We start from the raw sequence: 24,901 nt of genomic DNA, 5'->3' as shown, positions 1-24,901 counted from the left end.
ACGCCGACACGATCAACGCGCGCTCGCCGCGCCTATTCGAATGGACAGTGAATGGCAGATACGGCAATTGCCCACGCCGAACTGAAAAAGAAGACCGCCCTCTCCGTTTTGTGGTCGGTCGTCCGCGTTGCCTGGAGTACGGTAGCTACCTTCATCATTTTCGTCATCCTGGCCCGCATTCTCGGTCCCGGCGATTTCGGGACATTTGCGCTTGCCAGCCTGTTCGTCGAGATCGGTCGCGTTCTTGCGTATGCTGGCCTTGGCGATGCCATCACGCGCCAGCTCGATCTCGACGAGGAACTGGCCGATACCGCCTTCTGGGCAACCATTGCCTTCAGCGCCATCGTCGCCGCCGTCGTCTTCGTCTTCGCGCCCTATTACGGCGATCTGGTCCGCGATCCGAAAGTGTCGGAAATCCTGCGCTGGCTGGCGCCACTGCTGCCGGTGTCGTCGCTTGCCGTCATCCACAATGCGCGGCTCGCACGCGAATTCGGCCACAAGAACCTCGCAGCCCAGGCGATCGCCGCCAGCCTGCTTTCCGGCATCACCGCCGTCGCCTGCGCCTTCATGGGCTGGGGCGTGTGGGCGCTGGTCGCCCAGACCGCCGTCAACGCCGCCGTCACCGTGCTGCTCGGCTGGGTCGCCTATCCCTGGATGCCGAAGTTCCGCTTCAACGTGCCGCTGTTCCGCTCGGTCTTCCTGTTCAGCATCAGCCTTGTCGTCACGCAGCTGATGTGGATGCTGCTCGCCCGCGTGCAGGATATCTTCATTTCACGCTGGTACGGCCCGGTCGAAGTCGGCCGGTACCGCATCGCCTGGCGCCTGATCGAGCTGATCGGACAGGCAGTTCTCGCGCCGATCGGCAGTGTCGCGCTGGTAACGCTGTCGCGGCTGCAGAACGACCGTGTCGCCTTCCGCAACGCCTACAACAAGATCGTCGGCGCGGCGGCACTCGGCACCATTCCGCTGCTGCTCGGCTTCGGCGCTCTGTCCAACGACATGATCGCCATGCTGTTTGGCGACAAGTGGGGCAATGCCGGCGACATCGCCACGGTTCTCGTGCTGATGGCCGTGCCGTTCGTGATGAACTTCTTCGCCTCGTCGGCGCTGTCCGCTGTCAACCGCGCGGAATCGATCCTCTCGGTGGCTGCCCTTCAGCTTGCCGCGACGCTGGTGCTGACCTGGCTGCTCGTGCCCTACGGTGTCGTTGCCGTTGCGGCGGGCTATACGCTGCGGGCCTGGTTGACGCTGCCGTACCAGCAATATGTGCTGGCGCGTTTCGCCAATATCGATGCGATGAGCACGCTGAAGGCCGTGGCGCTGCCGCTGTGCGGCTCTCTGCTGATGGCGGCCGGCGTCTGGTTCGCTCACCCTGTCATCGTCGAGCATATCCAGAACCGCTGGCTGTCGCTCGGCCTCAGCATCGGGCTTGGCGCGGTGATCTATCTCGCCTTCCTGCCGATCTTCGGCCGGTCGGTCATCCGCCCCTACATCGCGCTTGCAATGTCGCTCAATCCGTTTCGCAAACACGCGCAGGCTTGAGCCCGCGCATTACTTTCGGACCTCTTGTCCCTAAAACAAGGAGCCTTCAATGGAATCCAACCTGACGATCATCAACCGCCTGCAAGGCGTGATCGAGAAGAACCTATCTGATGTATTCGACCCCTCGGAGCGTTATGCTCTTCTCGATTTTCCGAACCACTACAATATCGGCGACAGCGCGATCTGGCTGGGCGAGCTTGCATACTTCGACAAGAAGCGCTCGCGCCCGTCCTATGTGACCGAAATCCCGACCTTCGACGAGGACCGCATGCTCGGCGCCATTGGCGACGGCCGGATCTTCCTGCATGGCGGCGGCAATTTCGGTGATATCTGGGCGGGCTACCGCCAGTTCCGCGAAGGCATGCTGGAGCGCCACAAGGGACGGCCGATCGTGCAGCTGCCGCAGACCATCCACTTCAAGGATCAGGAACACGTCGACAGCACGGCGCGGGCGATCGAGAAGCACGGCCAGTTCACGCTTCTGGTACGCGACAAGAAGAGCCTTGCCTTCGCGCAGCGCTGGTTCCAGTGCGAGACGCGCTTGTGCCCCGACATGGCCTTCTGCATCGGACCGGTCGCAAAGCCGGTGCCGCAGCATGAGCTGCTCTTGAACCTGCGCGAAGACCAGGAAGTCGGCACGCCGCAGGACCTGACGGCGGCGACGCAGCGCCCGGGGACGGTGAAATCGGATTGGCCGGATGAGCCCGCCGATTTCCAGAAGCAGACCAAGCACGCGGCCATTCTGAAAGGGCTGCTTTCAGGCAAGATCGGCGGCCGCGCGCGCATGACGGAGCTCGCCTATCGCGAGCGCGCGCAGCAGCGCTTCGATCGCGGCGTGGCGCTCTTGGGCTCGGCGCGGCAGGTCATTACCGACCGCATGCACGGGCACATCATGTGCGTGCTGATCGGCGCCGACCATTGCGTGCTGGACAACAGCTACGGCAAGACCAGCAGCTTCATCGAAGCCTGGAATACCTGCAACACGGAGAAAGCGGAACTGGCATCGACCGTCGACGAGGCGCTGGCCATTCTCGACGCACGGCGCATGCAGACGCGGGCAGCAGTCGCCTGATCCAATCAGCCTCGCCGGGCGATCATGATCCCGGCGAGAACGACGACGCCGCCGAGCGCCTGCATGAGGCCGATCGGCTCGCTGAGCAGGATCCACGCAAGGATGGCGGCGACGACCGGCTGCAGCAACAGCGTCAGCGACGAGAATGCAGCCGGCAGGTAGGCCAGCGCGTAGGCGATGGCCACCTGGCCGCTGGCGTGGCTTATGAACGCCAGGCCAAAAACGATGGACCAGCCGTAGGCCGTCGCCGGCAGCATGTGATCTTCGAAGAAGAAACCGAACGGAAATACGCAGACTGCCGCGGACGCCGTGCTCCAGAGCATGATGCGGATTGTGTCGAAACGGCTGCGCAGCCTGCCGATCGAGAGAATGTAACCTGCGTAGAAAACCGCGGCGATGATCGCGACCCCATCGCCTCTCAGATCGCCGTTTCCGAGAGCGGATGGCCCGCCTTTCAGGATGACGACGCCGGCAAGGGCGAGAGCAAGCCCGAAAACGAAAATCCGGCTGACCGAGGCGCGGAAGAACAGCAACCCGATCACCGTCACGAACACGGGCGCCAGATTGGCAAGCAGCGTGGCGTTGGCAACCGATGTCATGGTGATGGAGAGGTGCCAGGCGGCGAGATCCATCGCGAGAATGACGCCGGGAAGCACGAGCAGACCGTAATCGGCGAGGTTTTGCGGCTTCGGTCCCGCATCCTTGCCGCCTCTGATCAGCGAGAATGCAAAGATCGGAATGAGCGCAAGCGCGACACGCCAGAAGGCGGTCGCCATCGGCCCGACCTCCGATAGACGCACGAAGATCGGCGAACCGCCAATCGCCGCGCCGCCGAGAATGAGGGCGGCAAGAGCGAAGCGGTTGGATGGCGACGACGGGGATGCTGCGGAAACGGCTTCAGACATGCTTTCGGTGCTTTCCGCGCCGCCTCGATCGCAGCGGCGCCAGTTGCAGCCGAGTAGCAGATACGTCCGTGCGATGATAGCCGAGGAGCGACAGGCGCGACGCTATTCCGCAACGCGCGACCGAAAGACATCAGTCTTTCAGTGGCTAGCCCGAGACGACGGTGGAAAATTCGGGATTGCCGCGGATCGTGTTGCTGACCGTGCAGATTTCGTCTTCCGCCGCATGGGCGATTTTCGACCGCATCTCTTCATCGAGATCGCCGTTGATGGCGAAGGCGATGTTGAACTTCTGTACCCGGGAGAGACCTTCGGTCGCCTTCTCGCCTGTGACGTCAGCAGTGATCTCGGTGATCTTGTCGAGAACGCCGAACTGGCTTGCAGCCATGCGCGCGCTCAAGACCAGGCAGGCAGCCAAGGACGAATAGAGGAGATCGAGGGGGTTGAATCCCGGCTGCGACGGGCCGGTGACGATATCGATTTCGCCCTTCGTCGCCGATGTAACATGTGGAAAACCCGTGCGTCCGAGAACAGCCGTTGCGCCAACGGGACGAGTGCGAACCTTCAAATCGGCCATGGAGAACCCTTTACGACAATCTATACGCTAGATAGGGGCTTCCGACCGCCGCTGCAACGCACTTTGGCCAGCATCCGCGACTGTTTTGCGCCTCGAATCGCTTCGCGTAGAGGCCCGATCGTCAAGGTCAGTTTCCCATCCCTATTTTTCGGGATAGCTCCGGGTCAGCTTCGAGATGCAATATGAACATGCACTAAAACAGAAATGACTCATTGGAGTTATCCATGCGAGCACTCGAGACCGTTGCTGTTGCACCCACCATCATCATTGATGCCGAGCCCTTCGGTTACATCCGAAAGGTCTATGTCGACGACGAACCCTGCTGGGGTTTGTTCGATTCCGACGGCGACGTGATTTTCGTTGGCGATGCGGCGAGCGATTGTCACTACTATGCCACCAAGGAGCAGATCAGGATCCAGGTGATCCACTAGGCAAAAACCGACCGACCCGCGTAAGCGGGCCCGCCGGGCCTTATACGTCGGCATTCGTTTCAGCGATAGGAATGCGCAGACGGTGTCACGGCGACCTGTTCGCCCGTGAAGATGATGACGGCGAACAGCAGGACGCCGATGAACGTTATTATGGATGCGACCGCCACGACAGGTTCCATCGCCATGTTCCCCAGCAGGAACAGATAGAGGCTCGGGATCATCAGCACGAGGCCGGCCGTATAGACATAGTACTGGATCATGGCCAGGCGTCGCTCGGCCTTGCGCGGATTGAGCGCGTGATACCCCCCGAAGATCGCCATTGTTACCCAGCCGAGCAGATTACAGTGGGCGTGCGCTCCGATGACGCTGTGATCCTGTGAAATGGCCATGTTCAAACCCATCCCTATCCCGACGATAAGAAACAGGATTGCCGTCTTGAAATATAGCTGCGCGATCCGTGGCATAGATTTTCCCCTCCTCTTTGGGAGCGACAGTATTACCATCGTATCGACCCGATGAGAATGGAGACCGGTTATCCACCGATGCCGCTCTTACTGTGCGTTTTGATGACACATCCCGCATTCCGTCAGGACTTTATTAAGACCAAGCTGTTATAATGCTGCCACAGCCAATATGCGGGGCATGAGATGAGAGACATCTACAAGCCGTTTGTCACCCATGACGATCCGGACCGGGATGTCCGCTGCCAGGATGCCATTCAATTCGCGTTTCAGGATCTCGTGGCGGCATCGATGGCTGCCACCTGGGGCGAACGGGAGTGCCTGGAAGCGATCGTCTGCCTCGCGGAGGAACGCCTGCACGCATTGGCCGCCAATGACGACGCCAAGGCTCTCCTGGACGTTCTGAGACAGATGGCGAAGACGTCAGCCGCCTGAGACGATTCAGGCGGCGTGCTCGTGACCGGCGGCGAGATAGCCGACCAGGGACGCATCCTCGCCATCCGCCAAGATCTGCGCCTGAGCAACCGATGTGTTGTGAGATGCCATGAGAAGCAGGCAGAGCGAAACAACGCGTGGAACCTCCAGTTCACCCGACGCCCAACGGCGGCTGGTCAGCTGATCCACACCGAACAACTTCTCCACCCTAGCAGCAGTCAGTCCGACCACTGCAATAGCGGCTCTGTATTCCGACGCTTTCATTTGGCTGTTCCCGGCGCGTTTTTCGCGCACTAATCTTCGAAGTCGCTCACTTTAGTTTCGTATTATTTTCGCGATTTATCATATACGACATTTTTTGTCTATAGAGCGACATTTCACCGGGAGAAGTTAGTGGACCGACGGATCTGCGTCTTCCAGAAAGGTCCTGATGCCTTCGCGTTCGACTGTGGCCAGAAACTCATCGAAGGCTTCGCGATCGGTCGCGAAACCCTCTTCCCACTCGATCAGATCCTCGTCCTGCGTCACCACTTCGAGCTTCCAGTCGCCATTGGTTCCGGCCGGGCGAGAGATATCGACCAGCACGGTGACATCGTCATCTGTGAACTCACCGGACAGTTCCGAATGCTCGATTTTCTGCTTCTTAGCCATGTCCTTGCCGCTCCGAATCCGCCGCCAGATGAACCATGTCCAAGCCCTACAGGCTGTAACCCGTCAGAGTCCAGAAGCCGCGACAGCAAATCATGTGAACCGCGACAAGACTCACAATGAGAATGCCGGAAGATGCGAAACCAGTCAGATAATCGGATTTTAGGAGTGGTGCCCAGACGCGGATTTGAACCACGGACACGCGGATTTTCAATCCGCTGCTCTACCAACTGAGCTATCTGGGCATTCCTGCTTCGGCACACCCCTCGTACTTGAGAGCTGCGGGGGCTTGGTTTTCCCCGGAAGCGAGCGGGGTTATAACATCTTGTTCGGCCATGGCAAGCGCCAAATGAGAGTTTTTTGACAGGCCTGTGAATTTTCCAAATTATTCAACAAATTGAACGGCTTCCCGCGTGGGAAAGGCGATCAGTTCTCGTCGGGGTACTCGGCTTTCGTCTCATCTTCAGCAACAGGTATCGCGTAAGAACCTTTCAGCCAGCGCGAAAGATCGAGTTCTCGGCAACGGTTCGAGCAGAAAGGATAGTGCTCGCGCTGCGAGGGCGTGCTGCACTCCGGGCACGGGCGCGCCTTGCGCAGCGGTTCGATCTTGGCGCTCGGTCTGTTTTCATCGGGCATGGTTCATCCTTCGGGTTTTCGACCCGCCGGCTTCAAGCCTCGGGCCACCGGCTGTGGACGTCGAAGCCCTCGCCGGTCAGAAGCAAAATGGTTTCGTAAAGTGGCAAACCGACGACATTGGTATAGGAACCTACCATCTTCTGCACGAACGTGCCGGCCAGTCCCTGGATACCGTAAGCGCCGGCCTTGCCGCGCCATTGGCCGGAGGCCAGGTAGTTCTCGATCTCGAAACCCGACAGTCGCTTGAACCGCACCTTGGTCTCGACGATCTTCTGTCTGATCTTGCGATCCGGCGTTATCAGGCAGACGCCCGTGTAAACCCAGTGACTGCGTCCCGAGAGCAGATACAGCGATGCGGACGCTTCGTCCGCGAACTCAGCCTTGCCGAGGATACGCCGCCCGACGGCAACGACCGTGTCGGCCGCCAGGATATAGCTGCCCTTCCAGGTCATGTCGCCCTTGATCGCCGCGAGCGCAGCTTCGGCCTTTTCGGTCGAAAGGCGACGCGCGAGAGAACGCGGATGCTCGGATTTCTTCGGCGCCTCGTCGATATCCATCGGCATCAGGCGCGATGGTTCGACGCCCGCCTGGTTCAGCAGATCGACCCGACGGGGCGAGCCGGAAGCCAAAATGAGCTTGTATTTGAGCGCCATGAAACCTCGACCACCGGGCGAATGAAGACGAAAGCCCTGAGCTTTCGGTCCGCGTTTACTTGAAACGGTAGGTGATGCGGCCCTTGGTAAGGTCGTAAGGCGTCATTTCCACGAGCACCTTGTCGCCCGCCAGAACACGGATGCGGTTCTTGCGCATGCGGCCTGCCGTGTGGGCGATGATCTCGTGCTCGTTTTCGAGCTTCACGCGGAACGTCGCATTGGGCAGAAGTTCAGTGACGATACCCGGGAATTCGAGGACTTCTTCTTTAGGCATATAAGGGTTTTCTTCCTACAGGTTGAATTGGCGGCGGTAGCCGCGCCAAAATTTGGGCGGAAACTACACAATCAGCAGGGGTTTGTGAACCTCGTTGAGCGGCTTTACGTTATTTGTTTCACGCCGATTGCGCGGCAATACCATTTCTGCTGAGTAGCCGGCTCTCGATGAGTTCGCGCAGATGGTCGCGAACCTCTCGGTAGCTGTCCAGAATCTGCTCGCGCGTGCCTTGCGCAACAGTCGGATCCATCGTCGGCCAGTAGACCACGTCGACCGCGTTCGAGCGCGTCAATTCGAGCGCCGCGTGATGGGCCTGCGGCGACAGCGTGATGATGAGATCGAAGTAGTCATCCTCGAGCTCCTCCAGCGTGTGCGGATGATGGCGCCCGAGCGACAGCCCGATCTCATCCAGCACCGCATCGACGAAAGGATCACGCTCGCCGGCGCGGACACCCGCCGAGCGTATATAGGTATTTCCCGGCAAAAGATGACGCGCCAGGGCTTCGGCCATCGGCGAGCGGATGGCATTCATGCCGCACATGAAGAGAACCGCGCCCGGTCGTATCCCCTCGCGTTTTTCGGCTTCCGGTTCCATCGTTGTCATCCGCGCCAGTAAAGCACGCAGACCAGCGTGAACAGCCGCCGGGCGGTATCGAAATCCACGTCGATCTTGCCGTTCAGCCGATCCTTCAGGGTCTGCGAACCCTCGTTGTGAATGCCGCGCCGGCCCATATCGATCGCTTCGATGCGGCTCGGCGACGCCGAGCGGATCGCCTCGTAATAGCTTTCGCAGATCATGAAGTAGTCCTTCACGATCCGGCGGAACGGCGTCAGCGAGAGAATATGCGTCGCGACCGCCTCGCCGCCCTCGGTCGTGATGGAGAAGACCAGCTTGGCGTTCGCCAGGGAGATGTTCAGACGGTAGGGGCCGCCGGCGTGGCCTAGCGGCGTGAAACTGTTTTCCTCGATAAGGTCGAAGATGGCGACGGCTCGCTCATGCTCGACATCGGGCGTCGATCGGCCGATGGTGTCGTCAAGAACGACGTCGCAAAGCCGGTAATCGCCCGCCGCCATCCCTCACCTTTCCAGATTGAGACGGATCGCGACCGAACGCGCATGCGCGTCGAGGCCTTCGGAGACGGCAAGCGCGATCGCGGCCGGCCCGAGCGTGCGAAGCTGTTCGGGACCAAGGCGCAGGATCGAGGTGCGCTTGACGAAATCGAGAACGGAAAGGCCGGACGAAAAACGAGCCGAGCGCGCCGTCGGCAGCACATGGTTCGAACCTCCGACGTAATCGCCGATCACCTCCGGCGTATGCGCGCCGACAAAGATCGCGCCGGCATTGCGGACGCGGTCGAGAAGCGCGTCCGGATCGGCGACAGCCAGCTCCAGATGCTCGGGCGCGATGCGATTGACGAGCGGGATGGCGTCCTTGAAGTTGCTGACGAGGATAACCGCGCCGAAATCACGCCAGCTCGCCGCCGCCGTGTCCGCGCGGTTGAGGGTCTTCAGCTGCCGTTCGACAGCGGCTTCCACCAACCGGCCGAACTCGGCATCGTCGGTCATCAGGATGGATTGCGCGCCGGCATCATGCTCCGCCTGGGCGAGCAGGTCGGCGGCAATCCAGTCCGGATTGTTGTCCTTGTCGGCAATGACCAGGACCTCCGACGGTCCGGCGATCATGTCGATGCCGACAGTGCCGAAGACGTGGCGCTTGGCAGCCGCTACATAGGCGTTGCCGGGGCCGGTGATCTTGGCGACCGGGGTGATGGTTTCCGTGCCATAGGCCAGCGCGGCGATCGCCTGGGCACCGCCGATGCGATAGATTTCGGTGACACCCGCAAGCTTTGCCGCCGCGAGCACCGCCGGGTTGACCATGCCACCGGTCGCCGGCACGGCGATTACGATGCGATCGACGCCCGCGACCTTGGCCGGCACGGCATTCATCAAGACCGAGCTCGGGTAGCTCGCGGTGCCGCCGGGCACATAGAGCCCGACAGCCTCGATCGCCGTCCAGCGCGAGCCGAGCCCGACACCCAGGTCGTCCTCGTAAATATCATCCTTCGGCAGCTGCCGGCGATGGTGGGATTCGATGCGCACGGCGGCCACCTTGAGGGCGCCGAGAACTTCGGCGGGCACCGCCTCCACCGCGGCGTCGATCTCCGCTTCGCTGACACGCATCGGCGTGATCGCGAAATCGATGCCGTCGAACTTCTTCGAGTATTCGGCAAGGGCGGCGTCGCCGCGCTGGCGGACATCCTCGATGATGGCGCGCACGACCGTATTCACATCTTCCGAGACTTCCCGCTTCGTCGTCAGGAAGGCGGCAAACTGCCGCTCGAAGCCTTCGGATTGCTGATCAAGCCAGAGTGCCAACGCCGATATTCCTTTTCGTATGACGATCGATGCGGATTACGCGCCCGGGTGGCGCGGCTTGGAGCCGGTTTCCCACGCTCCGCCGATATCCGCAAGCTGAACTTCAATGCATTCGACGTCGAGGGCGATCGTTGCGCTGCCGGCAAGGGCGAGTTCGATCGTGCCATCGGGCCCCTCGCCCTTCTGCTCGAACCTGATGGCGAGCAGCGACAGCACTTCGTCACGGCTCTCGCGGTCGATGCCGACGGAGCGAACGGCGAGGACGCGCTTGAAGGCAAGAGCCGCGCGGCGACGTTCGAAGCCCTTCCGTTTCGTTCCGGCATCTTCCCAGACGAAGCGATTGGCCGCGATCGAGAACTGCTCTTCCCGTGGCGACCAGGCGATGTCGGCAACCTTGAAAACGCTGTCCTGCATGTGCGCAGAAACGACGGCCAGATCTTCGCTATCGAGCGCAACAAGCTTCAGGTCGGTCATTCAGGCTGCATCCCCTTCGCAAGGGCATCGCCGGATTGGCGATGCCGTCAGACAAGGGACATAAGGCGCGCAAACACAATGCGCAACCAAGATCAAAGGCGAAGGAACGGCTTCGCTTACTCGCTGACGCGTTCGACGATCGCGCCGCAACGGGTGAGCTTCTCTTCGAGACGCTCAAAGCCGCGGTCGAGATGATAGACGCGTGACACCGTCGTCTCGCCTTCGGCAGCAAGGCCGGCGATGACGAGCGAGACCGAGGCGCGCAGATCGGTGGCCATCACAGGCGCACCCTTCAGCCGCGAGACGCCCTCGATCTTGGCCGTCTGGCCCGAAAGCGAGATCTTCGCGCCGAGGCGTGCCAGTTCCTGAACGTGCATGAACCGGTTTTCGAAGATCGTTTCGGTGATGTGCGACACGCCCGTCGAGCGGGTCATCAGCGCCATGAACTGTGCCTGCAGGTCGGTCGGGAAGCCCGGGAATGGATCGGTGACGACATCGACCGGCTTGATGCCGGCGCCGTTGCGACGGATGCGCATGCCGTTGTTGGTCGCCGAAATCTCCGCGCCGGCACGGCGCAGCGTTTCCAGCGCGGTGTCGAGAAGAGCCATATCGGTATTCTCGAGGACGACGTCGCCGCCGGTCATGGCAACGGCCATTGCGTAGGTGCCGGTCTCGATACGATCCGGCAGAACGCGGTGGCGTGCGCCCGACAGTGTTGTAACGCCTTCGATCGTGATCGTGCTCGTGCCTGCGCCCGTGATCTTCGCGCCCATGGCAATCAGGCAGTTGGCGAGGTCGACCACTTCAGGCTCCCGGGCGGCGTTGCCGATGACAGTGGTGCCGCGAGCAAGCGTCGCCGCCATCAGCATGACGTGCGTTGCGCCGACCGAAACCTTCGGGAAGGTGTAGCGGGCGCCGATCAGGCCACCCTTCGGCGCCGTCGCATTGACGTAGCCGGCGTCGATCTCGAGGTTGGCGCCGAGCGCGGCCAGACCTTCAAGGAACAGATCGACAGGGCGCGTGCCGATCGCGCAGCCGCCCGGAAGCGACACACGGCACTGGCCTTCGCGGGCGAGCAGCGGCCCGATAACCCAGAAGGAAGCGCGCATCTTCGAAACCAGCTCATAGGGAGCTGTGGTATCGACGATGGTGCGGCAGGTGAAGTGGATGGTGCGCGAGTAGCTGTCTTCCTGGCGTTCGCGACGGCCATTGACCGACACGTCGACGCCGTGATTGCCGAGAATGCGCAGCAGCTGCTCGACGTCGGCCAGATGCGGCACGTTTTCGAGCGTCAGGGTATCGCTGGTCAGCAGCGACGCAATCATCAGCGGCAGGGCGGCATTCTTGGCGCCGGAAATCGGAATGATGCCGTTAAGCTCATTACCGCCGACAATTCTGATACGATCCATGTGCACTTACGGGCGATGCCCGCCTTTCCGAAAGACTGTCTTTAAAAGGATGCGGGTGTTTAGACGAAATTAGCGGTGGCTTCAATTCGCCGTGAACCGAACATTACGATTCGTCCATTTTTGCGGCAGGAAGTCCATTCGTCTCGTCCGCCTGCCCTGAACGGCGGGCGCGGGTCTGCTGTTTTCGGCGGGAGAGGTTTTCCCGAAGTTTTTCGGCGGCCCGTTCGCGGCGCAGTTTCGCCTGGCGTTCGATCTCGGCTTTGCGGCTGTGCTGGCTGTTTTCAGTATCTTCGCTCATGCGGGAGACTTAGCCGAATTCGCGCGGAACCAAAAGTGGGATACGTTTATTCTGCACGCGAATGGAAATTGCAGCTTGCACTCATGCGAAAGCTGTGGCAATAGCCGCCCCGTTCACGCAATGCAGCCGCTTCGGTTGCGCGTCGCACCTGCTGCCGTAGCTCAGTGGTAGAGCACACCCTTGGTAAGGGTGAGGTCGGTGGTTCAATCCCACTCGGCAGCACCAGTTTTCTTGAAAAAAATGACGCGATGACAGCCCTCCCGGGCTGGCTGTCGCTATGCCCAGCGCAGATTTCGCGCGCAAAACGCAGGCACGCTATCATTTTCCTACCTCCTAAAATGACCGTTTCATGAACGAGACCATCAGCTTAGGTTCATGGCCCTCCGTCTAGCCTGAAACAATCACGCAACATATGCGTTGAACCAAGGCTACATAACGGAGTGCAAAATGAGAAAGCTAATTACCGCAGCCGTCATCGCCATCGGCTCGCTTGCAGCGACCGCGGCGCCATCTTTTGCCGACAGCTTCAGCGTTACCGTCGGCGAACCTGGCTACCATCATCGCCCGTACTACGGCCACTCGGACAGATACTATCATTCGCGCGACCGGTATCGCCATCACCCGGTTCGTTACGACTGCCGGACCAAGACCGTGCGCTATCACGAGCACGGACGCGTCGTGACCAGAACCACGCGCGTTTGTGACTGATCCGAATGGTCTCTCCCGCGTTGATGACGGGGGAGACCTGCTTCTCACGATCCACGGCGAACATTTCCCATTTGCGGGTTTTTAAATTGTCGCTAAAATACCTTCTGCGCACTTGTTCGTAGGAGGAGCGAGCGCGCCGCGCATCTCGGGCGTGAACGAATGGAGGAGTTCGCCGATGGCAAATGAAAAATGGAACGACCCTATCCGCGTAGGCTTTGAAACCGCTGGCGCGCACACGGTGTCCGGGCCGTTCGATGCGTTGAAGTGCCTGTCGGATTTTTGGCCAAGCGTGCGCGGCCTGAGGTATCTGAAGGCTCGAAGCACATGCCGTGCCGCGCTCGATGGTCGCAAGACGCTTGAGGAAGCGCGAGCGGAATTTGTTGCAGCAGCCGAGGAAGCAAAGCTGTCGCTTCATTAGTCTCTGCTTTTCAAAGCTCGAAAAATGCCCGTTTTCGCTCAAGCTGTATCGAAACAGGGCGATAGTTTATTTTTGTTTAACCGTTGCGGAATGCAAAGGTTCACTCCCCAAAAAAGGGCATTGTCTCCACCAGCCTGGGATCGTTAGAACGACCTCAGCCATCATGATGATGGTCAGAGGCTCGTCACCCTCTGCTCTAACCAGCAGACGAGCCTCGTCGATTTTATCAGAAAATCCAATGATTTGGCGAGTTGCGGGCGCGTCACGACCCTGTCTCGGCAATGACAGCCGAGCGACGTCAGCCACTGGTTAACGAGTGGTAAGTGGTCAGCAACCGGACGCCGTGCTTTCGACTTCGACATAACCCACGCCGATAATCGTTCCATCCATCGCCCGGATGAACGAGGGGACGTAATGTGCGCCCTCAGGTACACAGGAAACCGGACCCGCGTACTGCGCTAACACGACGTCATCCCGCTGGATCGCGGAGTAGTCGCTGGAGAATTCGAGTGAGGCGGACGCCGGAAGCGTGAAGGCTGCGATGGCCGAGGCGAAGGCAGGTATTCCGAGGTGAAGGAGGCGTTTCATGCACTTCTCCTTTGTTTGACCGCAACATTAACTTAGAAATGCCAAGTTTAGTTCCCTCGCCCATTACCTCTTTTGCATATTCGAACGCTCTTCTCTTTTGAGGATGGAGTATTGCGGCCTGGACCGGCACTATGAAAAGGTATGAAGCCGCCTACAGAAATATAAGCATTTCCTCATATATCGATCCCGCCACGCTATTTTGGACAGGATGATCCGCTGCCTCTTGGCGCACCTGAACGTGGTGCCATATTATGAATTACGGCGCGCAACTTGGGTGAATACGATGAAAACGCTGCTTTCGATTCTCATGGCGGTCGCCGTTCTGGCAGGCTGCACGACTGGCGAAACCGAAGAGGTCAAGCCCATTCCCGGCAGCATCACCTATAATGGGCAGCCGCGCACCAAGCTCACCAAATCACCGCCGGGTAGTGTCCTTCATAATTCGTTCTACGATCAGACCGGCAGCAAGGTCCTGGAGACCTACATCCTGCAACCTGACAGGACGCTCAAGCTGACCCGACGTGAGATCATCCCCGACTTTCCGATGTAGGCGATCGGCTGAAGCTCGGGTGCTCTACCTACAGCGACAGCGGAACGTCAGCGGGTTGGAAAAACGCGTCGATCGTTTCGGCCTTGACCTCATCAAGTCTTGCGGGCGACCAGTCGGGATTCCTGTCCTTGTCGATTAAAGCCGCCCGTATGCCTTCGTAGAAGTCAGGTGACTTCAGTATCTGCAGGCAGGCACCGAACTCGCGCCGCAGGCACTCCGCTAGACTCCTGCTCTGTTTGCCCTCCCGCAGAAGGCGCAGCGTCAGAACAAGGCTCGTCGGCGATCGCGTCGACATGGCATGCAGTGTCTTGTCGGCAAAATCCGAACCGTTGGCATGGAGCGCTTCCGCGATGGCGCGCACGCTGTTCAGCCGGAAGATGGGTTCGATAACGTCATGATTGGCTCTGAGCGGTCCCCTCCCCGGATCGGCCCCGAGGTTCTTGAGGACGCTGTCGACGTCTCGGGAAAGCGCTCCGCGCGGAAGCTCCGCAAGCGTCTCGATCAGTTCGGGTAGCTGAAACGACGCCACCTGCACATCGGCAAGGCCGGCGTGTATGACGTCGGCAGGTCCGACTTCGAGGCCCGTCAATCCCATCCAGGTGCCGATCTCGGCAGGGGCGTGCGCCAGCAACCAGGTCGCGCCGACATCGGGGAAATAGCCTATCCCCGTTTCCGGCATCGCAAATCGCGTGCGCTCGGTCACGACCCTGTGACGTCCATGTGAGGACAAGCCGACACCCCCTCCCATGGTGATCCCGTCCATCAGCGCCACGTAAGGCTTCTCGTAGGTCGCGATACGATGGTTCAACCGAAACTCGTCACGCCAGAAATTCTCCGCCAGCGCGGTGCCGGTTCTTCCGCTTTCGTGCAGGGCGCGGATATCGCCGCCGGCGCAGAAGCCGCGCTCCCCCTCTCCCATGACGACGACCGTTGCGACAGCGGGGTCGGCGGCAAAAGCGTCGAGCGCCGCCGCGACCGTGCGAACCATATCGAGGGTGAGGCTGTTCAGCGCGCGGGCACGATTGAGGCGAATGATGGCCGCTGTTCCACGCCGCTCGAGGAGAACGTCATGCTGGTCGGTCTTGTCGTGCATGGTGCCTCCCGAAACACTCGCCGAATATCCGGGCCGACAGACTTCGCTCCAATCGACCGGCGATCGGAGCAGATGCGTAGCCCGGCTATAAATCTATAGCGTTCAGCGATTTAGTCGATGCCCGGCGATGCAGAACGGAGGCGATCGATCGCTCAGAACGACGCCGCGGCGAGCGCACGACGGATGCCGTGAAGATCCTCGACATTGCGGTTCATGAGGAAGAGCTCCCAATCGAGCGCGCTGCGCACGATCGTTTCGAGGGAGTCGTATCGTGGCTCCCACTCCAGCACCCGACGCGCCAGGGCCGCATCGGCAACGACGCTTGAGGCGTCGCCGGGGCGGCGCTGCGCCATGTGGATCTTGAAGGAGTATCCATGGAGGCGCGTGACCATGTTCAACACGTCGAGCACGGAATAGCCCGTCCCGTAGCCGCAGTTCGCGACCAGCGAACCTTTGCCCCGGCGCAGATGCTGCAGGGCCTTCAGGTGTGCAGCGGTCAGATCACTGACGTGGATGTAGTCCCGAACGCCGGTTCCGTCGTGCGTCGGATAATCGAAGCCATAGACATGGACGCTGTCGCGCTTGCCGAGTGCTGCCTCGCAGGCAACCTTGATCAGATGCGTGGCGCCGGCAGTCGACTGGCCGCTGCGTCCTTCGGGATCGGCTCCCGCGACGTTGAAGTAGCGAAGCGCCACATAGTTGAAATCATAGGCCGAAGCGCAGTCGCGAAGCATGAATTCGGTCATCAGCTTCGACTGGCCGTAGGGGTTCTCCGGATTGAGCGGCGCATCTTCCTTGACGGGCTCAGACGTTTTCTGCGGCCCGTAGACGGCGGCGGTCGAGGAGAAGACGAAGTGGCGCACGCCGGCGCTGACGGCGGCACTCAGCAAGGCCCGCGTCTTGCCGGAATTGTTGTCGTAGTAGGCCAACGGGTCGGTGACGGAAACAGGCACGACGGCCGAGCCGGCGAAGTGAATGATGGCTTCGATATCGTTCTCGATAAAGATCGTCTTCAGCAGAGCGGCATCGGCGACATCGCCGAGATAGAACCGCGCAGCCGGCGCGACCGCCCACCGAAATCCGGTGGATAGCCGATCGAGCACAACCACATCCTCACCCGCATCCAACAATGTCCAGACCATGTGGCTGCCGATGTAGCCGGCGCCGCCCGTGACCAGAATTGCCATGTCCGCACTCCCCGTTTTGTCCGGGGATCATCTGAGGCCTGTTTCCTTTCCGAACTTCCTACCGGACGGGCCTTACGAGCCTGTCCGGCGGCTAAGTTTTCGGATGTGGTTAGAAGCGGATTTCCCGCTTTCCTACAATTTTATCGATGTGCGGTTTCTGGTGCGCCAGAGCGGATCAAAGCTTCAAAATGTAGTCGCACAGCCGATCGGCAGCGACCTGTATCTGAGCGGGATCCCTGAGGAAGCAGGCGCGCAGGAACAGCTCCCCACCCGGCCCGAACGCCGTCCCCGGCGCCAGGCCGACGCCAGTCTTGTCGACGATGTCGATCGCCGCCTTGCGGCTGTCGGTCACCCCGTCGATCTTCAGGAACGCGTAAAGCGCACCGTCCGGCTTGAGGGTCTCGACGCGGTTGGTCGCAATCAGCGCGTCGCAGAGGATATCGCGCGACCGCTTGGCCTTTTCGATGTTGGCCTGGACAAAAGCGTCGCCTTCGTTGAGAGCCGCGACGGCGCCTCGTTGCATGAACTGCGCGACGCCGGAGGTCGAATACTGAATGAGATTCTCGATGACCTGGCCGGTCTGTGGCGGAGCGACGATCCAGCCCACCCGCCAGCCGGTCATCGACCAGTTCTTCGAGAAGGAATTGACGAACATCACCTTGTCGTCAGCGTCCATCACATCGAGGAACGACGGCGCGCGGCCGCCGGGGAAGTAATAGCGAGCGTAGATCTCATCGGCCATGATCCAGAGACCATGCTTGCGGGCAAGTGCGAGGATGGCGGCGAGGTCCTCGCGCGTCGCGGTCCAGCCCGTTGGGTTGGACGGCGTGTTGATGAAAAGCGCGCGGGTCTTGTTGGTGATGGCTGCTTCGATGCTATCGAGATCGATCGTCCACATGCCGGCCTCGAAACGAAGCTCAACGCCAACGGAGCGGGCGCCCGCAATCTCGAGTGCCGCCGCGATGTTCGGCCAAGCCGGCGTCAGGTAGACCAGTTCGTCACCCGGCGACGTCATCGCCTGCACGGCGATCTGGATCGCCTGCATGCCGGAACCCGTGACGTAGAAATGGTCGACGGGCAGATCGATGCCGAAATGACGCGCGTAGTAGGCTGAAAGCGCCTGGCGAAGCTCGGGAATGCCGCGCTGATAGGTGTAAAACGTTTCGCCTCCAGCAAGCGCATCCATCGCCGCCCGATTGACGAACTCCGGACTCGGAAGATCGCCTTCTCCGACCCAAAGCGGCAGCAGGCCTTCACGGCCACGGGCATAATTTACGACTTCGACGATCCCGCTTTCTGGCGCGGAGATGGCGCGCGGGCTGAGGCTATTTACGATCGACATGCATCACTCCGGTTTTCGCCTTCTTAGATCAATTGCCGGCGCAAATCTCATGACAATCGGTGATGCAATAGCGATTTCCGTGATGGATGGCCCCGCGACAATGGCGGGGCCGGTAGGCCTGCATCAGACAGCAGGCCGCTTCGCGAGCAGATCGCGGATTTCGGTCAGCAGAGCGATATCAGCAGCCGGTGCGGCCGGAGCTTCCGGAGCTGCCTTCTTCTGCCTGTCGACCTGGGCCTGCATCATGTTCACGCCCTTGACCATCAGGAAGATGATCCAGGCGAGGATGAGGAAGTTGATGAGGACGGTGATAAAGCTGCCGTAAGCCAGAACCGCGCCCTGCTGACGAGCCGCGGCAAGCGTCGGTGCGTTAACGCTGGACGACAGGCCGATGAAGTAATTGGAGAAGTCGAAGCCGCCGAAAATCGCGCCGACGATCGGCATGATGATATCGTCGACAAGCGATTTCACGATGCCGCCGAACGCACCACCGATAATCACACCGACAGCAAGATCCATGACATTGCCGCGGGCGATAAATGCTTTGAACTCGTTGAGCATCCGATCCGTCTCCCTTTGATGCAGTTGCAGTGACAGGTCATTGTTTTCATTAGCTACATGTTCGATACAAATATTCAATTGCTAATTACAAATATCGTTCCGCGCTGCGGTATCTTTGACTTAATGCCTAGACGACCCCCAATTTTCAAAGGGCTGGAATTGCCGTAGTCTCGACATATCCGGGAGAACCGGCGCATCGGCGTCGGCGGAGGGTCAATGTTACCAGGTTGGGTTATAGTCGCGTCAGCATTCGGCTACCTGCTACTGCTGTTTGCAGTGGCAAGCCACGGCGATCGCCGTACCCGGCGCTTCCGCGTGCCGGAGGGTGGCCGGCCGATCGTCTATGCGCTCAGCCTCGCCATCTACTGTACGTCCTGGACCTATTTCGGCGGTGTCGGCCTCGCGTCTCAACGCGGGCTGGAGTTCACCGGTATCTATATCGGACCCATTCTCGTCTTCACATTGGGAATGCCGGTGCTGCGGCGGATCATCGAACTCGCCAAGGCGGAAAAGCTGACGTCGGTCGCCGACTTCATCGCCGCCCGTTACGGGAAGAACTCGACCGTCGCGACGATCGTCGCGCTGATCTCGCTCGTCGGCGCGATCCCTTACATCGCGCTGCAGCTGAAATCCGTTTCCAGCACCGTTACGGCGATGCTCAATCCATCCGACTACGGGATCGGCAGCGGCAATCTGTATTTTCTCGACCTGCCGCTACTTGTGACGCTGGTTCTGGCGTGCTTCGCGATCATGTTCGGCACCCGCCATACCGACGCCACCGAACACCAGGACGGGCTGATCCTTGCCGTCGCGATGGAGTCCGTCGTCAAGCTCGTGGCGTCCGTGACTGCGGGTGTCTGCGTGATCTGGTTCCTGTTCGACGGTCCCGCCGACCTATGGCGCGAGGCCGCCGACAACACGCTGGCGCTTTCGGCGCTCAGCTATCAGACACCACTCAGCCGATGGATCACGCTGACGCTGCTGTCGGCCTTCGCGATCATCATGCTGCCGCGACAGTTCCACGTGACGGTGGTAGAGAACCGCACACCGAAAGAGCTGCGGTTGGCAGGCTTCCTCTTCCCGCTTTATCTCGTCGCCATCAACCTGTTCGTGCTGCCGGTGGCGCTTGGAGGTCTGCTGACCTTTGGCGGCAGCGGCAATGCGGATCTCTATATGCTGTCGCTACCGATCGCCGGCGACATGCCGCTCGTCTCGCTGGTGACCTTCATCGGCGGATTTTCGGCCGCTACGGCGATGGTGATCGTCGCCTCCGTGGCGCTTTCGATCATGGTCTCAAACGATATCGTGATGCCGATCTTCCTACACCGCAAGCTTGCCGGCCGGGCCGGCCAGCGCGAGGACTTCGCCAAGACCCTGCTCAACATCCGGCGCAGCTCGATCTTTGCTGTGTTACTGCTCGGCTATGCCTATTACCGTTCGACCGACAGCACCACTGGTCTTGCCTCGATCGGACTGCTTTCCTTTGCCGCTATCGCTCAGATGGCGCCGTCGCTGTTCGGCGGGTTGATCTGGCGTCGCGCCAATGCGCGCGGCGCGATCCTCGGGCTGACGTCCGGCTTCGTCATCTGGATCTACCTGCTGTTCCTACCTTCGCTTGGCGGGCCTGATTATTCGTCGGTTGCCAGCGCCGTGCTCGGCTTCATCTTTCCCGGCACCACTATCTTCAGCGCCCCGAACGCCGACCCGCTGGTCAATGCGACGGTGATGAGCCTGCTCATCAACACCGCCTTCTTCGTCATCGGATCGGTGACGCGCAACGCACGACCGCTCGAACGGATCCAGGCGGGCATCTTCGTCAAGCGGCAGTCGCGGTCGCAATTTGCGACGCGTGGCTGGAAAACCCGGATCAGCGTCGGCGATCTCAAGACGACGATCTCCCGCTATCTCGGCGAAGAGCGGATGGAGCGATCGTTTCGGACATATCAGCAGAACTCCGGCCGGCGGCTGGAAGACGATCAGCCTGCCGACATGGCGCTCATCCATTTCACCGAACAGCTGCTCGGCAGCGCGATCGGCTCTTCTTCCGCCCGGTTGGTTCTCTCGCTCATCCTGCAGAAGGTCGAGGACGCCTCCGCCGATACCGCCTGGCTGCTCGATCAGGCGAGCGAAGCACTGCAGTATAACCAGGACATGCTGCAGACCGCACTTTCGCAGATGGATCAGGGCATTGCCGTCTTCGACAGTTCCAACCACCTGACCATTTGGAACCGTCGCTTCCGGCAGTTGCTCGATCTGCCGGAGACGGCCGGGCAGGTTGGCTTCCCGTTGTCGGAGATCGTGGCGATCCTCAGCCAGCGCGGCGATCTGAAGGACAGCGACGTCAGCCAGACGGTTCGGCACTTCCTGACGCTCGACAAGCCTTTCTCACTGGTTCTGGCAGGCGGCGAACGCATCATCGAAGTGCGCTCGAATGCGATGCCGGACAAGGGCATCGTCGCCACCTTCACCGACATCACCCAGCGCGTCGCCGCCGACATGGCCCTGAAACAGGCCAACGAAACGCTGGAGCAACGAGTTGAGGAGCGCACAGCCGAGCTGACACGCGTGAACCACGAACTTGGCGAGGCCCGCGCCACCGCCGACGAGGCAAACCTTGGCAAGACGCGCTTCTTTGCGGCCGCCGGCCACGATATCCTGCAGCCGCTCAACGCCGCTCGCCTTTACTCCTCGGCGCTGGTCGAGCGGATGGGGCAATCGGAAAGCAGCGCGATTGTCCGTAACATCGACTCGGCGCTGGAATCGGTAGAGAGCATTCTCGGCGCCGTCCTCGATATATCCCGCCTCGACACCGGCGCCATGCGTCCGCGGCTCACGACTGTTCCGCTCGCCGAGCTGCTGGAACGCGTTCATACCGATTTCGCGCCCATCGCCCGCGAAAAGAACCTCAAGCTCGTCATCATGCCGACATCGCTCAAGGTACGATCGGACCCCAATCTTTTGCGGCGACTGATCCAGAACCTTGTCTCGAACGCGATCAAGTATACGATCAGCGGCACGGTGCTGGTGGGGGCGCGACGCCGTGGCAAGCATGTGGTCATCCAGGTCGTCGATTCCGGTATCGGCATTCCGCCGTCGAAATTCAAAACCGTATTCAAGGAATTCGCTCGGCTCGACGAGGGCGCCCGCACGGCTTCCGGTCTCGGGCTCGGGCTTTCGATCGTCGACCGCATCGCCAGGGTGCTGAACCATCCTGTCGAACTGCGATCGACGCATGGACGAGGCACGGATTTCCGGATCGTGATGGCACGCGAAACCTCCCGTTCCGCCGAGCTGCCGGCTCCGGTCCGACCGGCGGAGCGCACGGCCCAGAACCTGCAGGGGCTGAAAGTCCTCTGCATCGACAACGAACCCCATATTCTGGAAGGCATGGCGCTCTTGATCGGCGGCTGGGGATGCGAGGTTCAATCGGCGGATTCGCTTGCCGGTCTGGCGCAGATGGATTCAGCGCGCGGAGCACCCGATCTCGTCATCGCCGACTATCATCTCGGCGACGGAACCGGAGTGGAGGCGATCCTTGCCGTTCGGGAGCGCTTTTCGACCTATGTGCCCGGTCTCGTAATCACGGCGGACCGGACACCGGAGGTTCGGGTCGATGCCGAACGTCATGGCATCGGCGTGCAGCACAAGCCGGTGCGCCCGGCTGCGCTTAGAGCCTTTATCACGCAGATTTCGGCGCAGAAGCGCGCTGCCGCGGAGTAGCTACCGGACGCTCGGCCATGACATCGGCGACGAGGCCATCGACGCGTTTGGTCGTCGGCGCTTCGCCGAACAATATCCCATAGAGGATCGGGGCGACGACGCGATCCATCAGCTCATCCGCCGACGGAAAGCTCTCGCCGCGTTCGCCGGCGCGAACGCCGATCAGCTCCATCTGTTCGCGGGTGAAAGCGTGGCACTTGCAGGCGTTCGCATTGTCCTGAACCGCGAGGACGTCGCGGATCATTTCGCGCCCGGGGCCGGACGACATTTCTTCGGCATATTGCTCGGCCCATGCCTGCAGGTCGCCCTTGGCGCTGCCTGTGTCGACCGGCTGCATGTCCGGACGCAGCCGTTCGACCGCGACATCCGCGAGCAGTTCCTGCAGGTCACCCCAGCGACGGTAGATCGTTGACGGGGTAACGCCGGCTTCCGTCGCGATCAGCGGGATCGTGACCTCGGAACGGTCCATCGTCTTCAGCAGCGTTAGAACCGCCTTGTGCACCGATGCCTGCACCCGGGCACTGCGACCGCCGGGGCGAAGATTTTCCTTTGTCGTCATGACCTGCCTGCTTGCCTTTTCCGAGGACGGTTCAAAATCTTTGAACGTCCCATTAACGCAAATAATTTGCTTTTAGCGTCCCGCGCGCCTACATCACGCAAACGCAACGATTTAGCTTTAAGGGGAATATAGATGCTGTCCTCCCGCGAATCCAGAGAAACTCCGTACTCCCCGAAAAACCCCGTCGCCTTCCACGCCGTCACGCTCGGCACGTTCTTCGGCGCTTCGGCAGCGCCCACGCCCCTCTACCGCATCTACCAGGAGAGTTTCGCCATCTCTCCTGTGCTCATCACCCTTGTCTTTGCCGTGTATGCCTTTGCACTCCTCGGGGCATTGCTGATCGCCGGCTCGATTTCGGATCATCTTGGCCGCAAGCCTGTCATCTTCGCCGCCCTGATCATTGAAATTCTTGCGATGGGGCTTTTCGTCATTGCCAGCGGCCCCGGCTGGTTGATCGCCGCGCGCATCGTTCAGGGTCTCGCCACCGGGATCGCCGGCGCTTCGATCGGCGCGGCACTGGTCGATGTCGACCGCGCGAAAGGGCAGCTCGTCAACTCCATCGCGCCGCTGTCGGGGATGGCGATCGGGGCACTCGGTACGAGCGCGCTCATCCAATACGGCCCCTTCCCGCTGCATCTCGTCTATGCACTGCTGCTCGCCGCTTTCGTCGTACAGGCAGTGGCGATCTGGGCAACGCCGGAGACAGGCGGAAGGCGTCCCGGCTTCTGGAACGCGCTGAAGCCAAGCATCGCGGTCCCGCCGCAGATCCGGCGCCCGCTATCGCTGGTGACGCCGATCAACATCGCCAACTGGACGCTGGGCGGTTTCTATCTCTCGCTCGTCCCCTCGCTTGTGGTGACCACGACAGGCAATCATGCGCCGTTGACGGGCGGTGCTGTCGTGACGGCACTCATGGCCTCGGGCGCTGCCACCGTCTTCCTTCGCCGCAGCAAGGCAGCGAATGCAAACCTTGCGATCGGGACGTTGACGACCACGCTCGGCATCCTGACCGTTGTCGGCGGTGTTCATCTTGCCAGCGTCACTTTGCTGCTGCTCGGAACGCTGCTGACCGGCGCCGGCTTCGGCACCAATTTCCTGGGCGCGCTCGGCACCATCATGCCGCTTGCTCGACCCGAGGAGCGGGCGGGCCTGCTGTCGGCCTTCTACATCCAGAGCTACCTTGCCTTCAGCCTGCCCGCGATCCTGGCGGGGTTCCTCGCCAAATCGCTGGGCTACACGCTCACCACCGACATCTATGCGACGGCGATCATTCTCGTCAGCATTTCCGGATTGATGGCAATTCGCAACGGACGGGAGAAGCCAGCGGCTGCAGCTTGAAGCGGCCTGACAATACGGCATGGCGCAGAGGTGCCCCCATCGCCATTTCCGACTGCTGCCGGCTTCGCGAGTTGCACAAATTTGCAGTCGGCCTATGCTTCATAAAGGCGCTGCCATGGCCGCGAGGCGGCATTGAGCTTGTTGTATTGGATTGGAGTTGGACGATTGAGCGTTGCCTTTGTGAAGGAAGAGAGTGCGGAAGCCGCATCGGAGACCTTGCTCCCCGACCGGCCGATTTCGCCCCACCCCAACCTTGTGACGAAGGCAGGTCTTGATGCACTCGAACGCCAGCTGAAAGAAGCGCGCGAGGCCTACGATGCCGCCAGCGTCGTGGAGGATATCAACGAGCGGCGGCGACAGACGGCAGGTCCTATGCGCGACCTGCGCTATCTCAAGGCCAGACTTCACACGGCGCAGCTCATGCCAGATCCAACGTCCTCGGACGTGGTCGCATTCGGAAGCATGGTGACGTTCAGCCGTGACGACGGACGTGTCCAGACCTACCGGATCGTCGGCGAGGACGAGGCCGATCCGAAAGCCGGATCGATCTCGTTCGTGTCTCCAGTGGCGAGGCTTCTCATCGGCAAAGCGGTCGGGGATGCCTTCGAAACCGGCGGGCAGGAAATCGAGATCGTCGCGATTTCATAAG

30 protein-coding genes and 2 tRNA genes are annotated in these 24,901 nt (G+C 60.8%); 11 read left to right on the top strand and 21 right to left on the bottom strand.

Annotated features, from left to right (window positions below; genetic code table 11):
- The first annotated feature begins 51 nt into the window (after window positions 1-51).
- Complete coding sequence (locus tag ASE04_RS12445; protein ID WP_056817516.1) at window positions 52-1,542, top strand: lipopolysaccharide biosynthesis protein; 1,491 nt, start codon at window positions 52-54, stop codon at window positions 1,540-1,542.
- Window positions 1,543-1,591: 49 nt separating this feature from the next.
- Window positions 1,592-2,614, top strand: coding sequence for a polysaccharide pyruvyl transferase family protein (locus ASE04_RS12440; RefSeq protein ID WP_056817513.1), 1,023 nt, complete (start codon window positions 1,592-1,594; stop codon window positions 2,612-2,614).
- A 5-nt stretch (window positions 2,615-2,619) separates the two neighbouring features.
- Here the strand turns inward: ASE04_RS12440 and ASE04_RS12435 are convergent, their stop codons facing one another.
- Complete coding sequence (locus ASE04_RS12435) at window positions 2,620-3,519, bottom strand: DMT family transporter (RefSeq protein ID WP_056817511.1); 900 nt, start codon at window positions 3,517-3,519, stop codon at window positions 2,620-2,622.
- Window positions 3,520-3,664: 145 nt separating this feature from the next.
- Window positions 3,665-4,093, bottom strand: a complete 429-nt coding sequence (locus ASE04_RS12430; protein ID WP_056817507.1) for an OsmC family protein — start codon at window positions 4,091-4,093, stop codon at window positions 3,665-3,667.
- Window positions 4,094-4,317: 224 nt separating this feature from the next.
- On the opposite strand from ASE04_RS12430, the gene ASE04_RS12425 reads away from it, so the two are divergent.
- On the top strand, window positions 4,318-4,524 hold the full coding sequence (locus tag ASE04_RS12425) for a hypothetical protein (protein ID WP_056817504.1): 207 nt from the start codon (window positions 4,318-4,320) through the stop codon (window positions 4,522-4,524).
- A 59-nt stretch (window positions 4,525-4,583) separates the two neighbouring features.
- Here the strand turns inward: ASE04_RS12425 and ASE04_RS12420 are convergent, their stop codons facing one another.
- A complete protein-coding gene (locus ASE04_RS12420) occupies window positions 4,584-4,988 on the bottom strand; it encodes a hypothetical protein (RefSeq protein ID WP_056817502.1) in 405 nt (134 codons plus the stop codon).
- 183 nt (window positions 4,989-5,171) lie between these two features.
- Here ASE04_RS12420 and ASE04_RS12415 point away from each other — a divergent pair, with 183 nt between their 5' ends.
- On the top strand, window positions 5,172-5,420 hold the full coding sequence (locus tag ASE04_RS12415) for a hypothetical protein (protein WP_056817500.1): 249 nt from the start codon (window positions 5,172-5,174) through the stop codon (window positions 5,418-5,420).
- Between the two features lie 6 nt (window positions 5,421-5,426).
- On the opposite strand, the gene ASE04_RS12410 is transcribed toward ASE04_RS12415, so the two are convergent.
- From ASE04_RS12410 to ASE04_RS12355, 12 genes are all read right to left on the bottom strand, one after another.
- On the bottom strand, window positions 5,427-5,684 hold the full coding sequence (locus ASE04_RS12410; protein WP_056817498.1) for a hypothetical protein: 258 nt from the start codon (window positions 5,682-5,684) through the stop codon (window positions 5,427-5,429).
- Between the two features lie 126 nt (window positions 5,685-5,810).
- Window positions 5,811-6,071, bottom strand: coding sequence for a hypothetical protein (locus ASE04_RS12405; protein WP_056817495.1), 261 nt, complete (start codon window positions 6,069-6,071; stop codon window positions 5,811-5,813).
- 166 nt (window positions 6,072-6,237) lie between these two features.
- Window positions 6,238-6,313 (bottom strand) — tRNA-Phe (locus ASE04_RS12400).
- 181 nt (window positions 6,314-6,494) lie between these two features.
- Window positions 6,495-6,704, bottom strand: coding sequence for a DNA gyrase inhibitor YacG (gene yacG, locus ASE04_RS12395; protein ID WP_056817492.1), 210 nt, complete (start codon window positions 6,702-6,704; stop codon window positions 6,495-6,497).
- A 32-nt stretch (window positions 6,705-6,736) separates the two neighbouring features.
- A complete protein-coding gene (locus ASE04_RS12390) occupies window positions 6,737-7,357 on the bottom strand; it encodes a Maf-like protein (RefSeq protein ID WP_056817489.1) in 621 nt (206 codons plus the stop codon).
- 55 nt (window positions 7,358-7,412) lie between these two features.
- On the bottom strand, window positions 7,413-7,631 hold the full coding sequence (infA, locus tag ASE04_RS12385; RefSeq protein ID WP_003545338.1) for a translation initiation factor IF-1: 219 nt from the start codon (window positions 7,629-7,631) through the stop codon (window positions 7,413-7,415).
- A gap of 118 nt (window positions 7,632-7,749) precedes the next feature.
- On the bottom strand, window positions 7,750-8,235 hold the full coding sequence (locus tag ASE04_RS12380; RefSeq protein WP_200960710.1) for an arsenate-mycothiol transferase ArsC: 486 nt from the start codon (window positions 8,233-8,235) through the stop codon (window positions 7,750-7,752).
- Window positions 8,232-8,705, bottom strand: a complete 474-nt coding sequence (locus tag ASE04_RS12375; RefSeq protein ID WP_056817484.1) for a UPF0262 family protein — start codon at window positions 8,703-8,705, stop codon at window positions 8,232-8,234. Before ASE04_RS12375 ends, ASE04_RS12380 begins: the two co-directional genes overlap by 4 nt.
- Window positions 8,706-8,708: 3 nt before the next feature.
- Complete coding sequence (gene hisD / locus ASE04_RS12370; protein WP_056817480.1) at window positions 8,709-10,007, bottom strand: histidinol dehydrogenase; 1,299 nt, start codon at window positions 10,005-10,007, stop codon at window positions 8,709-8,711.
- A gap of 36 nt (window positions 10,008-10,043) precedes the next feature.
- On the bottom strand, window positions 10,044-10,481 hold the full coding sequence (locus ASE04_RS12365; protein ID WP_056817477.1) for a DUF2948 family protein: 438 nt from the start codon (window positions 10,479-10,481) through the stop codon (window positions 10,044-10,046).
- Window positions 10,482-10,597: 116 nt separating this feature from the next.
- Window positions 10,598-11,890 (bottom strand): UDP-N-acetylglucosamine 1-carboxyvinyltransferase, encoded by a 1,293-nt coding sequence (murA, locus tag ASE04_RS12360; protein ID WP_056817473.1) that lies wholly within the window; start codon window positions 11,888-11,890, stop codon window positions 10,598-10,600.
- Window positions 11,891-11,993: 103 nt separating this feature from the next.
- A complete protein-coding gene (locus tag ASE04_RS12355) occupies window positions 11,994-12,188 on the bottom strand; it encodes a hypothetical protein (protein WP_056817470.1) in 195 nt (64 codons plus the stop codon).
- Window positions 12,189-12,338: 150 nt separating this feature from the next.
- Here ASE04_RS12355 and ASE04_RS12350 point away from each other — a divergent pair.
- The 3 genes from ASE04_RS12350 (at window position 12,339) to ASE04_RS12340 (ending at window position 13,314) form a co-directional block, all read left to right on the top strand.
- Window positions 12,339-12,413: transfer RNA gene (locus ASE04_RS12350), tRNA-Thr, on the top strand.
- A gap of 222 nt (window positions 12,414-12,635) precedes the next feature.
- Window positions 12,636-12,896 carry a hypothetical protein gene (locus ASE04_RS12345; protein ID WP_056817467.1) on the top strand — a complete coding sequence of 87 codons (261 nt, stop codon included), beginning with the start codon at window positions 12,636-12,638 and terminating at the stop codon, window positions 12,894-12,896.
- Between the two features lie 175 nt (window positions 12,897-13,071).
- Entirely contained in the window at window positions 13,072-13,314 is a 243-nt protein-coding gene (locus tag ASE04_RS12340; protein ID WP_056817463.1) for a DUF982 domain-containing protein, read from the top strand.
- A gap of 327 nt (window positions 13,315-13,641) precedes the next feature.
- Here ASE04_RS12340 and ASE04_RS12335 read toward each other — a convergent pair whose 3' ends face one another.
- A complete protein-coding gene (locus ASE04_RS12335; protein ID WP_056817459.1) occupies window positions 13,642-13,902 on the bottom strand; it encodes a hypothetical protein in 261 nt (86 codons plus the stop codon).
- A gap of 283 nt (window positions 13,903-14,185) precedes the next feature.
- Here ASE04_RS12335 and ASE04_RS12330 point away from each other — a divergent pair, with 283 nt between their 5' ends.
- Window positions 14,186-14,452 (top strand): hypothetical protein, encoded by a 267-nt coding sequence (locus ASE04_RS12330; RefSeq protein WP_056817456.1) that lies wholly within the window; start codon window positions 14,186-14,188, stop codon window positions 14,450-14,452.
- Between the two features lie 28 nt (window positions 14,453-14,480).
- On the opposite strand, the gene ASE04_RS12325 is transcribed toward ASE04_RS12330, so the two are convergent.
- The 4 genes from ASE04_RS12325 to mscL all read right to left on the bottom strand — a co-directional run bounded on the left by ASE04_RS12325 (window position 14,481) and on the right by mscL (window position 18,635).
- Window positions 14,481-15,545, bottom strand: coding sequence for an enoyl-CoA hydratase/isomerase family protein (locus ASE04_RS12325; RefSeq protein WP_056817452.1), 1,065 nt, complete (start codon window positions 15,543-15,545; stop codon window positions 14,481-14,483).
- A gap of 152 nt (window positions 15,546-15,697) precedes the next feature.
- Window positions 15,698-16,732: a UDP-glucose 4-epimerase GalE gene (gene galE, locus ASE04_RS12320; protein WP_056817449.1), complete on the bottom strand. Its 1,035-nt coding sequence runs from the start codon at window positions 16,730-16,732 to the stop codon at window positions 15,698-15,700.
- A gap of 175 nt (window positions 16,733-16,907) precedes the next feature.
- Window positions 16,908-18,074 carry a pyridoxal phosphate-dependent aminotransferase gene (locus tag ASE04_RS12315; protein ID WP_056817438.1) on the bottom strand — a complete coding sequence of 389 codons (1,167 nt, stop codon included), beginning with the start codon at window positions 18,072-18,074 and terminating at the stop codon, window positions 16,908-16,910.
- Window positions 18,075-18,197: 123 nt separating this feature from the next.
- Window positions 18,198-18,635, bottom strand: coding sequence for a large conductance mechanosensitive channel protein MscL (mscL, locus tag ASE04_RS12310; RefSeq protein ID WP_056817427.1), 438 nt, complete (start codon window positions 18,633-18,635; stop codon window positions 18,198-18,200).
- A gap of 216 nt (window positions 18,636-18,851) precedes the next feature.
- On the opposite strand from mscL, the gene ASE04_RS12305 reads away from it, so the two are divergent.
- On the top strand, window positions 18,852-22,355 hold the full coding sequence (locus ASE04_RS12305) for a PAS domain-containing hybrid sensor histidine kinase/response regulator (protein ID WP_056817417.1): 3,504 nt from the start codon (window positions 18,852-18,854) through the stop codon (window positions 22,353-22,355).
- Here the strand turns inward: ASE04_RS12305 and ASE04_RS12300 are convergent.
- A complete protein-coding gene (locus ASE04_RS12300; RefSeq protein WP_056817414.1) occupies window positions 22,315-22,914 on the bottom strand; it encodes a TetR/AcrR family transcriptional regulator in 600 nt (199 codons plus the stop codon). The two genes, ASE04_RS12305 and ASE04_RS12300, sit on opposite strands and share 41 nt — an antisense overlap.
- A gap of 132 nt (window positions 22,915-23,046) precedes the next feature.
- Here ASE04_RS12300 and ASE04_RS12295 point away from each other — a divergent pair, with 132 nt between their 5' ends.
- Both ASE04_RS12295 and greA read left to right on the top strand, forming a co-directional pair.
- Complete coding sequence (locus tag ASE04_RS12295; RefSeq protein ID WP_056817409.1) at window positions 23,047-24,252, top strand: MFS transporter; 1,206 nt, start codon at window positions 23,047-23,049, stop codon at window positions 24,250-24,252.
- A 165-nt stretch (window positions 24,253-24,417) separates the two neighbouring features.
- Window positions 24,418-24,900 carry a transcription elongation factor GreA gene (gene greA / locus ASE04_RS12290; RefSeq protein ID WP_056817406.1) on the top strand — a complete coding sequence of 161 codons (483 nt, stop codon included), beginning with the start codon at window positions 24,418-24,420 and terminating at the stop codon, window positions 24,898-24,900.
- The last annotated feature ends 1 nt before the right edge of the window (window position 24,901 follow it).

The sequence above is a fragment of the Rhizobium sp. Root708 genome, assembly GCF_001429725.1.
Lineage (GTDB): Bacteria > Pseudomonadota > Alphaproteobacteria > Rhizobiales > Rhizobiaceae > Rhizobium.
This window is presented reverse-complemented; position numbering and strand designations above follow the sequence as displayed.

What these genes read in the sequence shown, in the direction of transcription:
- ASE04_RS12415 (WP_056817500.1), top strand. Translation starts at nt 5,172, where the DNA reads ATGAGAGACATCTACAAGCCGTTTGTCACCCATGACGATCCGGACCGG.
- ASE04_RS12375 (WP_056817484.1), bottom strand. Translation starts at nt 8,705, where the DNA reads ATGGCGGCGGGCGATTACCGGCTTTGCGACGTCGTTCTTGACGACACC.
- ASE04_RS12340 (WP_056817463.1), top strand. Translation starts at nt 13,072, where the DNA reads ATGGCAAATGAAAAATGGAACGACCCTATCCGCGTAGGCTTTGAAACC.
- yacG (WP_056817492.1), bottom strand. Translation starts at nt 6,704, where the DNA reads ATGCCCGATGAAAACAGACCGAGCGCCAAGATCGAACCGCTGCGCAAG.
- ASE04_RS12345 (WP_056817467.1), top strand. Translation starts at nt 12,636, where the DNA reads ATGAGAAAGCTAATTACCGCAGCCGTCATCGCCATCGGCTCGCTTGCA.
- galE (WP_056817449.1), bottom strand. Translation starts at nt 16,732, where the DNA reads ATGGCAATTCTGGTCACGGGCGGCGCCGGCTACATCGGCAGCCACATG.
- ASE04_RS12445 (WP_056817516.1), top strand. Translation starts at nt 52, where the DNA reads ATGGCAGATACGGCAATTGCCCACGCCGAACTGAAAAAGAAGACCGCC.
- ASE04_RS12325 (WP_056817452.1), bottom strand. Translation starts at nt 15,545, where the DNA reads ATGCACGACAAGACCGACCAGCATGACGTTCTCCTCGAGCGGCGTGGA.
- mscL (WP_056817427.1), bottom strand. Translation starts at nt 18,635, where the DNA reads ATGCTCAACGAGTTCAAAGCATTTATCGCCCGCGGCAATGTCATGGAT.
- infA (WP_003545338.1), bottom strand. Translation starts at nt 7,631, where the DNA reads ATGCCTAAAGAAGAAGTCCTCGAATTCCCGGGTATCGTCACTGAACTT.
- ASE04_RS12410 (WP_056817498.1), bottom strand. Translation starts at nt 5,684, where the DNA reads ATGAAAGCGTCGGAATACAGAGCCGCTATTGCAGTGGTCGGACTGACT.
- ASE04_RS12435 (WP_056817511.1), bottom strand. Translation starts at nt 3,519, where the DNA reads ATGTCTGAAGCCGTTTCCGCAGCATCCCCGTCGTCGCCATCCAACCGC.
- ASE04_RS12440 (WP_056817513.1), top strand. Translation starts at nt 1,592, where the DNA reads ATGGAATCCAACCTGACGATCATCAACCGCCTGCAAGGCGTGATCGAG.
- ASE04_RS12420 (WP_056817502.1), bottom strand. Translation starts at nt 4,988, where the DNA reads ATGCCACGGATCGCGCAGCTATATTTCAAGACGGCAATCCTGTTTCTT.
- ASE04_RS12300 (WP_056817414.1), bottom strand. Translation starts at nt 22,914, where the DNA reads ATGACGACAAAGGAAAATCTTCGCCCCGGCGGTCGCAGTGCCCGGGTG.
- ASE04_RS12405 (WP_056817495.1), bottom strand. Translation starts at nt 6,071, where the DNA reads ATGGCTAAGAAGCAGAAAATCGAGCATTCGGAACTGTCCGGTGAGTTC.
- murA (WP_056817473.1), bottom strand. Translation starts at nt 11,890, where the DNA reads ATGGATCGTATCAGAATTGTCGGCGGTAATGAGCTTAACGGCATCATT.
- ASE04_RS12425 (WP_056817504.1), top strand. Translation starts at nt 4,318, where the DNA reads ATGCGAGCACTCGAGACCGTTGCTGTTGCACCCACCATCATCATTGAT.
- ASE04_RS12305 (WP_056817417.1), top strand. Translation starts at nt 18,852, where the DNA reads ATGTTACCAGGTTGGGTTATAGTCGCGTCAGCATTCGGCTACCTGCTA.
- ASE04_RS12335 (WP_056817459.1), bottom strand. Translation starts at nt 13,902, where the DNA reads ATGAAACGCCTCCTTCACCTCGGAATACCTGCCTTCGCCTCGGCCATC.
- ASE04_RS12365 (WP_056817477.1), bottom strand. Translation starts at nt 10,481, where the DNA reads ATGACCGACCTGAAGCTTGTTGCGCTCGATAGCGAAGATCTGGCCGTC.
- ASE04_RS12430 (WP_056817507.1), bottom strand. Translation starts at nt 4,093, where the DNA reads ATGGCCGATTTGAAGGTTCGCACTCGTCCCGTTGGCGCAACGGCTGTT.
- ASE04_RS12355 (WP_056817470.1), bottom strand. Translation starts at nt 12,188, where the DNA reads ATGAGCGAAGATACTGAAAACAGCCAGCACAGCCGCAAAGCCGAGATC.
- ASE04_RS12390 (WP_056817489.1), bottom strand. Translation starts at nt 7,357, where the DNA reads ATGGCGCTCAAATACAAGCTCATTTTGGCTTCCGGCTCGCCCCGTCGG.
- ASE04_RS12315 (WP_056817438.1), bottom strand. Translation starts at nt 18,074, where the DNA reads ATGTCGATCGTAAATAGCCTCAGCCCGCGCGCCATCTCCGCGCCAGAA.
- ASE04_RS12295 (WP_056817409.1), top strand. Translation starts at nt 23,047, where the DNA reads ATGCTGTCCTCCCGCGAATCCAGAGAAACTCCGTACTCCCCGAAAAAC.
- ASE04_RS12380 (WP_200960710.1), bottom strand. Translation starts at nt 8,235, where the DNA reads ATGACAACGATGGAACCGGAAGCCGAAAAACGCGAGGGGATACGACCG.
- ASE04_RS12330 (WP_056817456.1), top strand. Translation starts at nt 14,186, where the DNA reads ATGAAAACGCTGCTTTCGATTCTCATGGCGGTCGCCGTTCTGGCAGGC.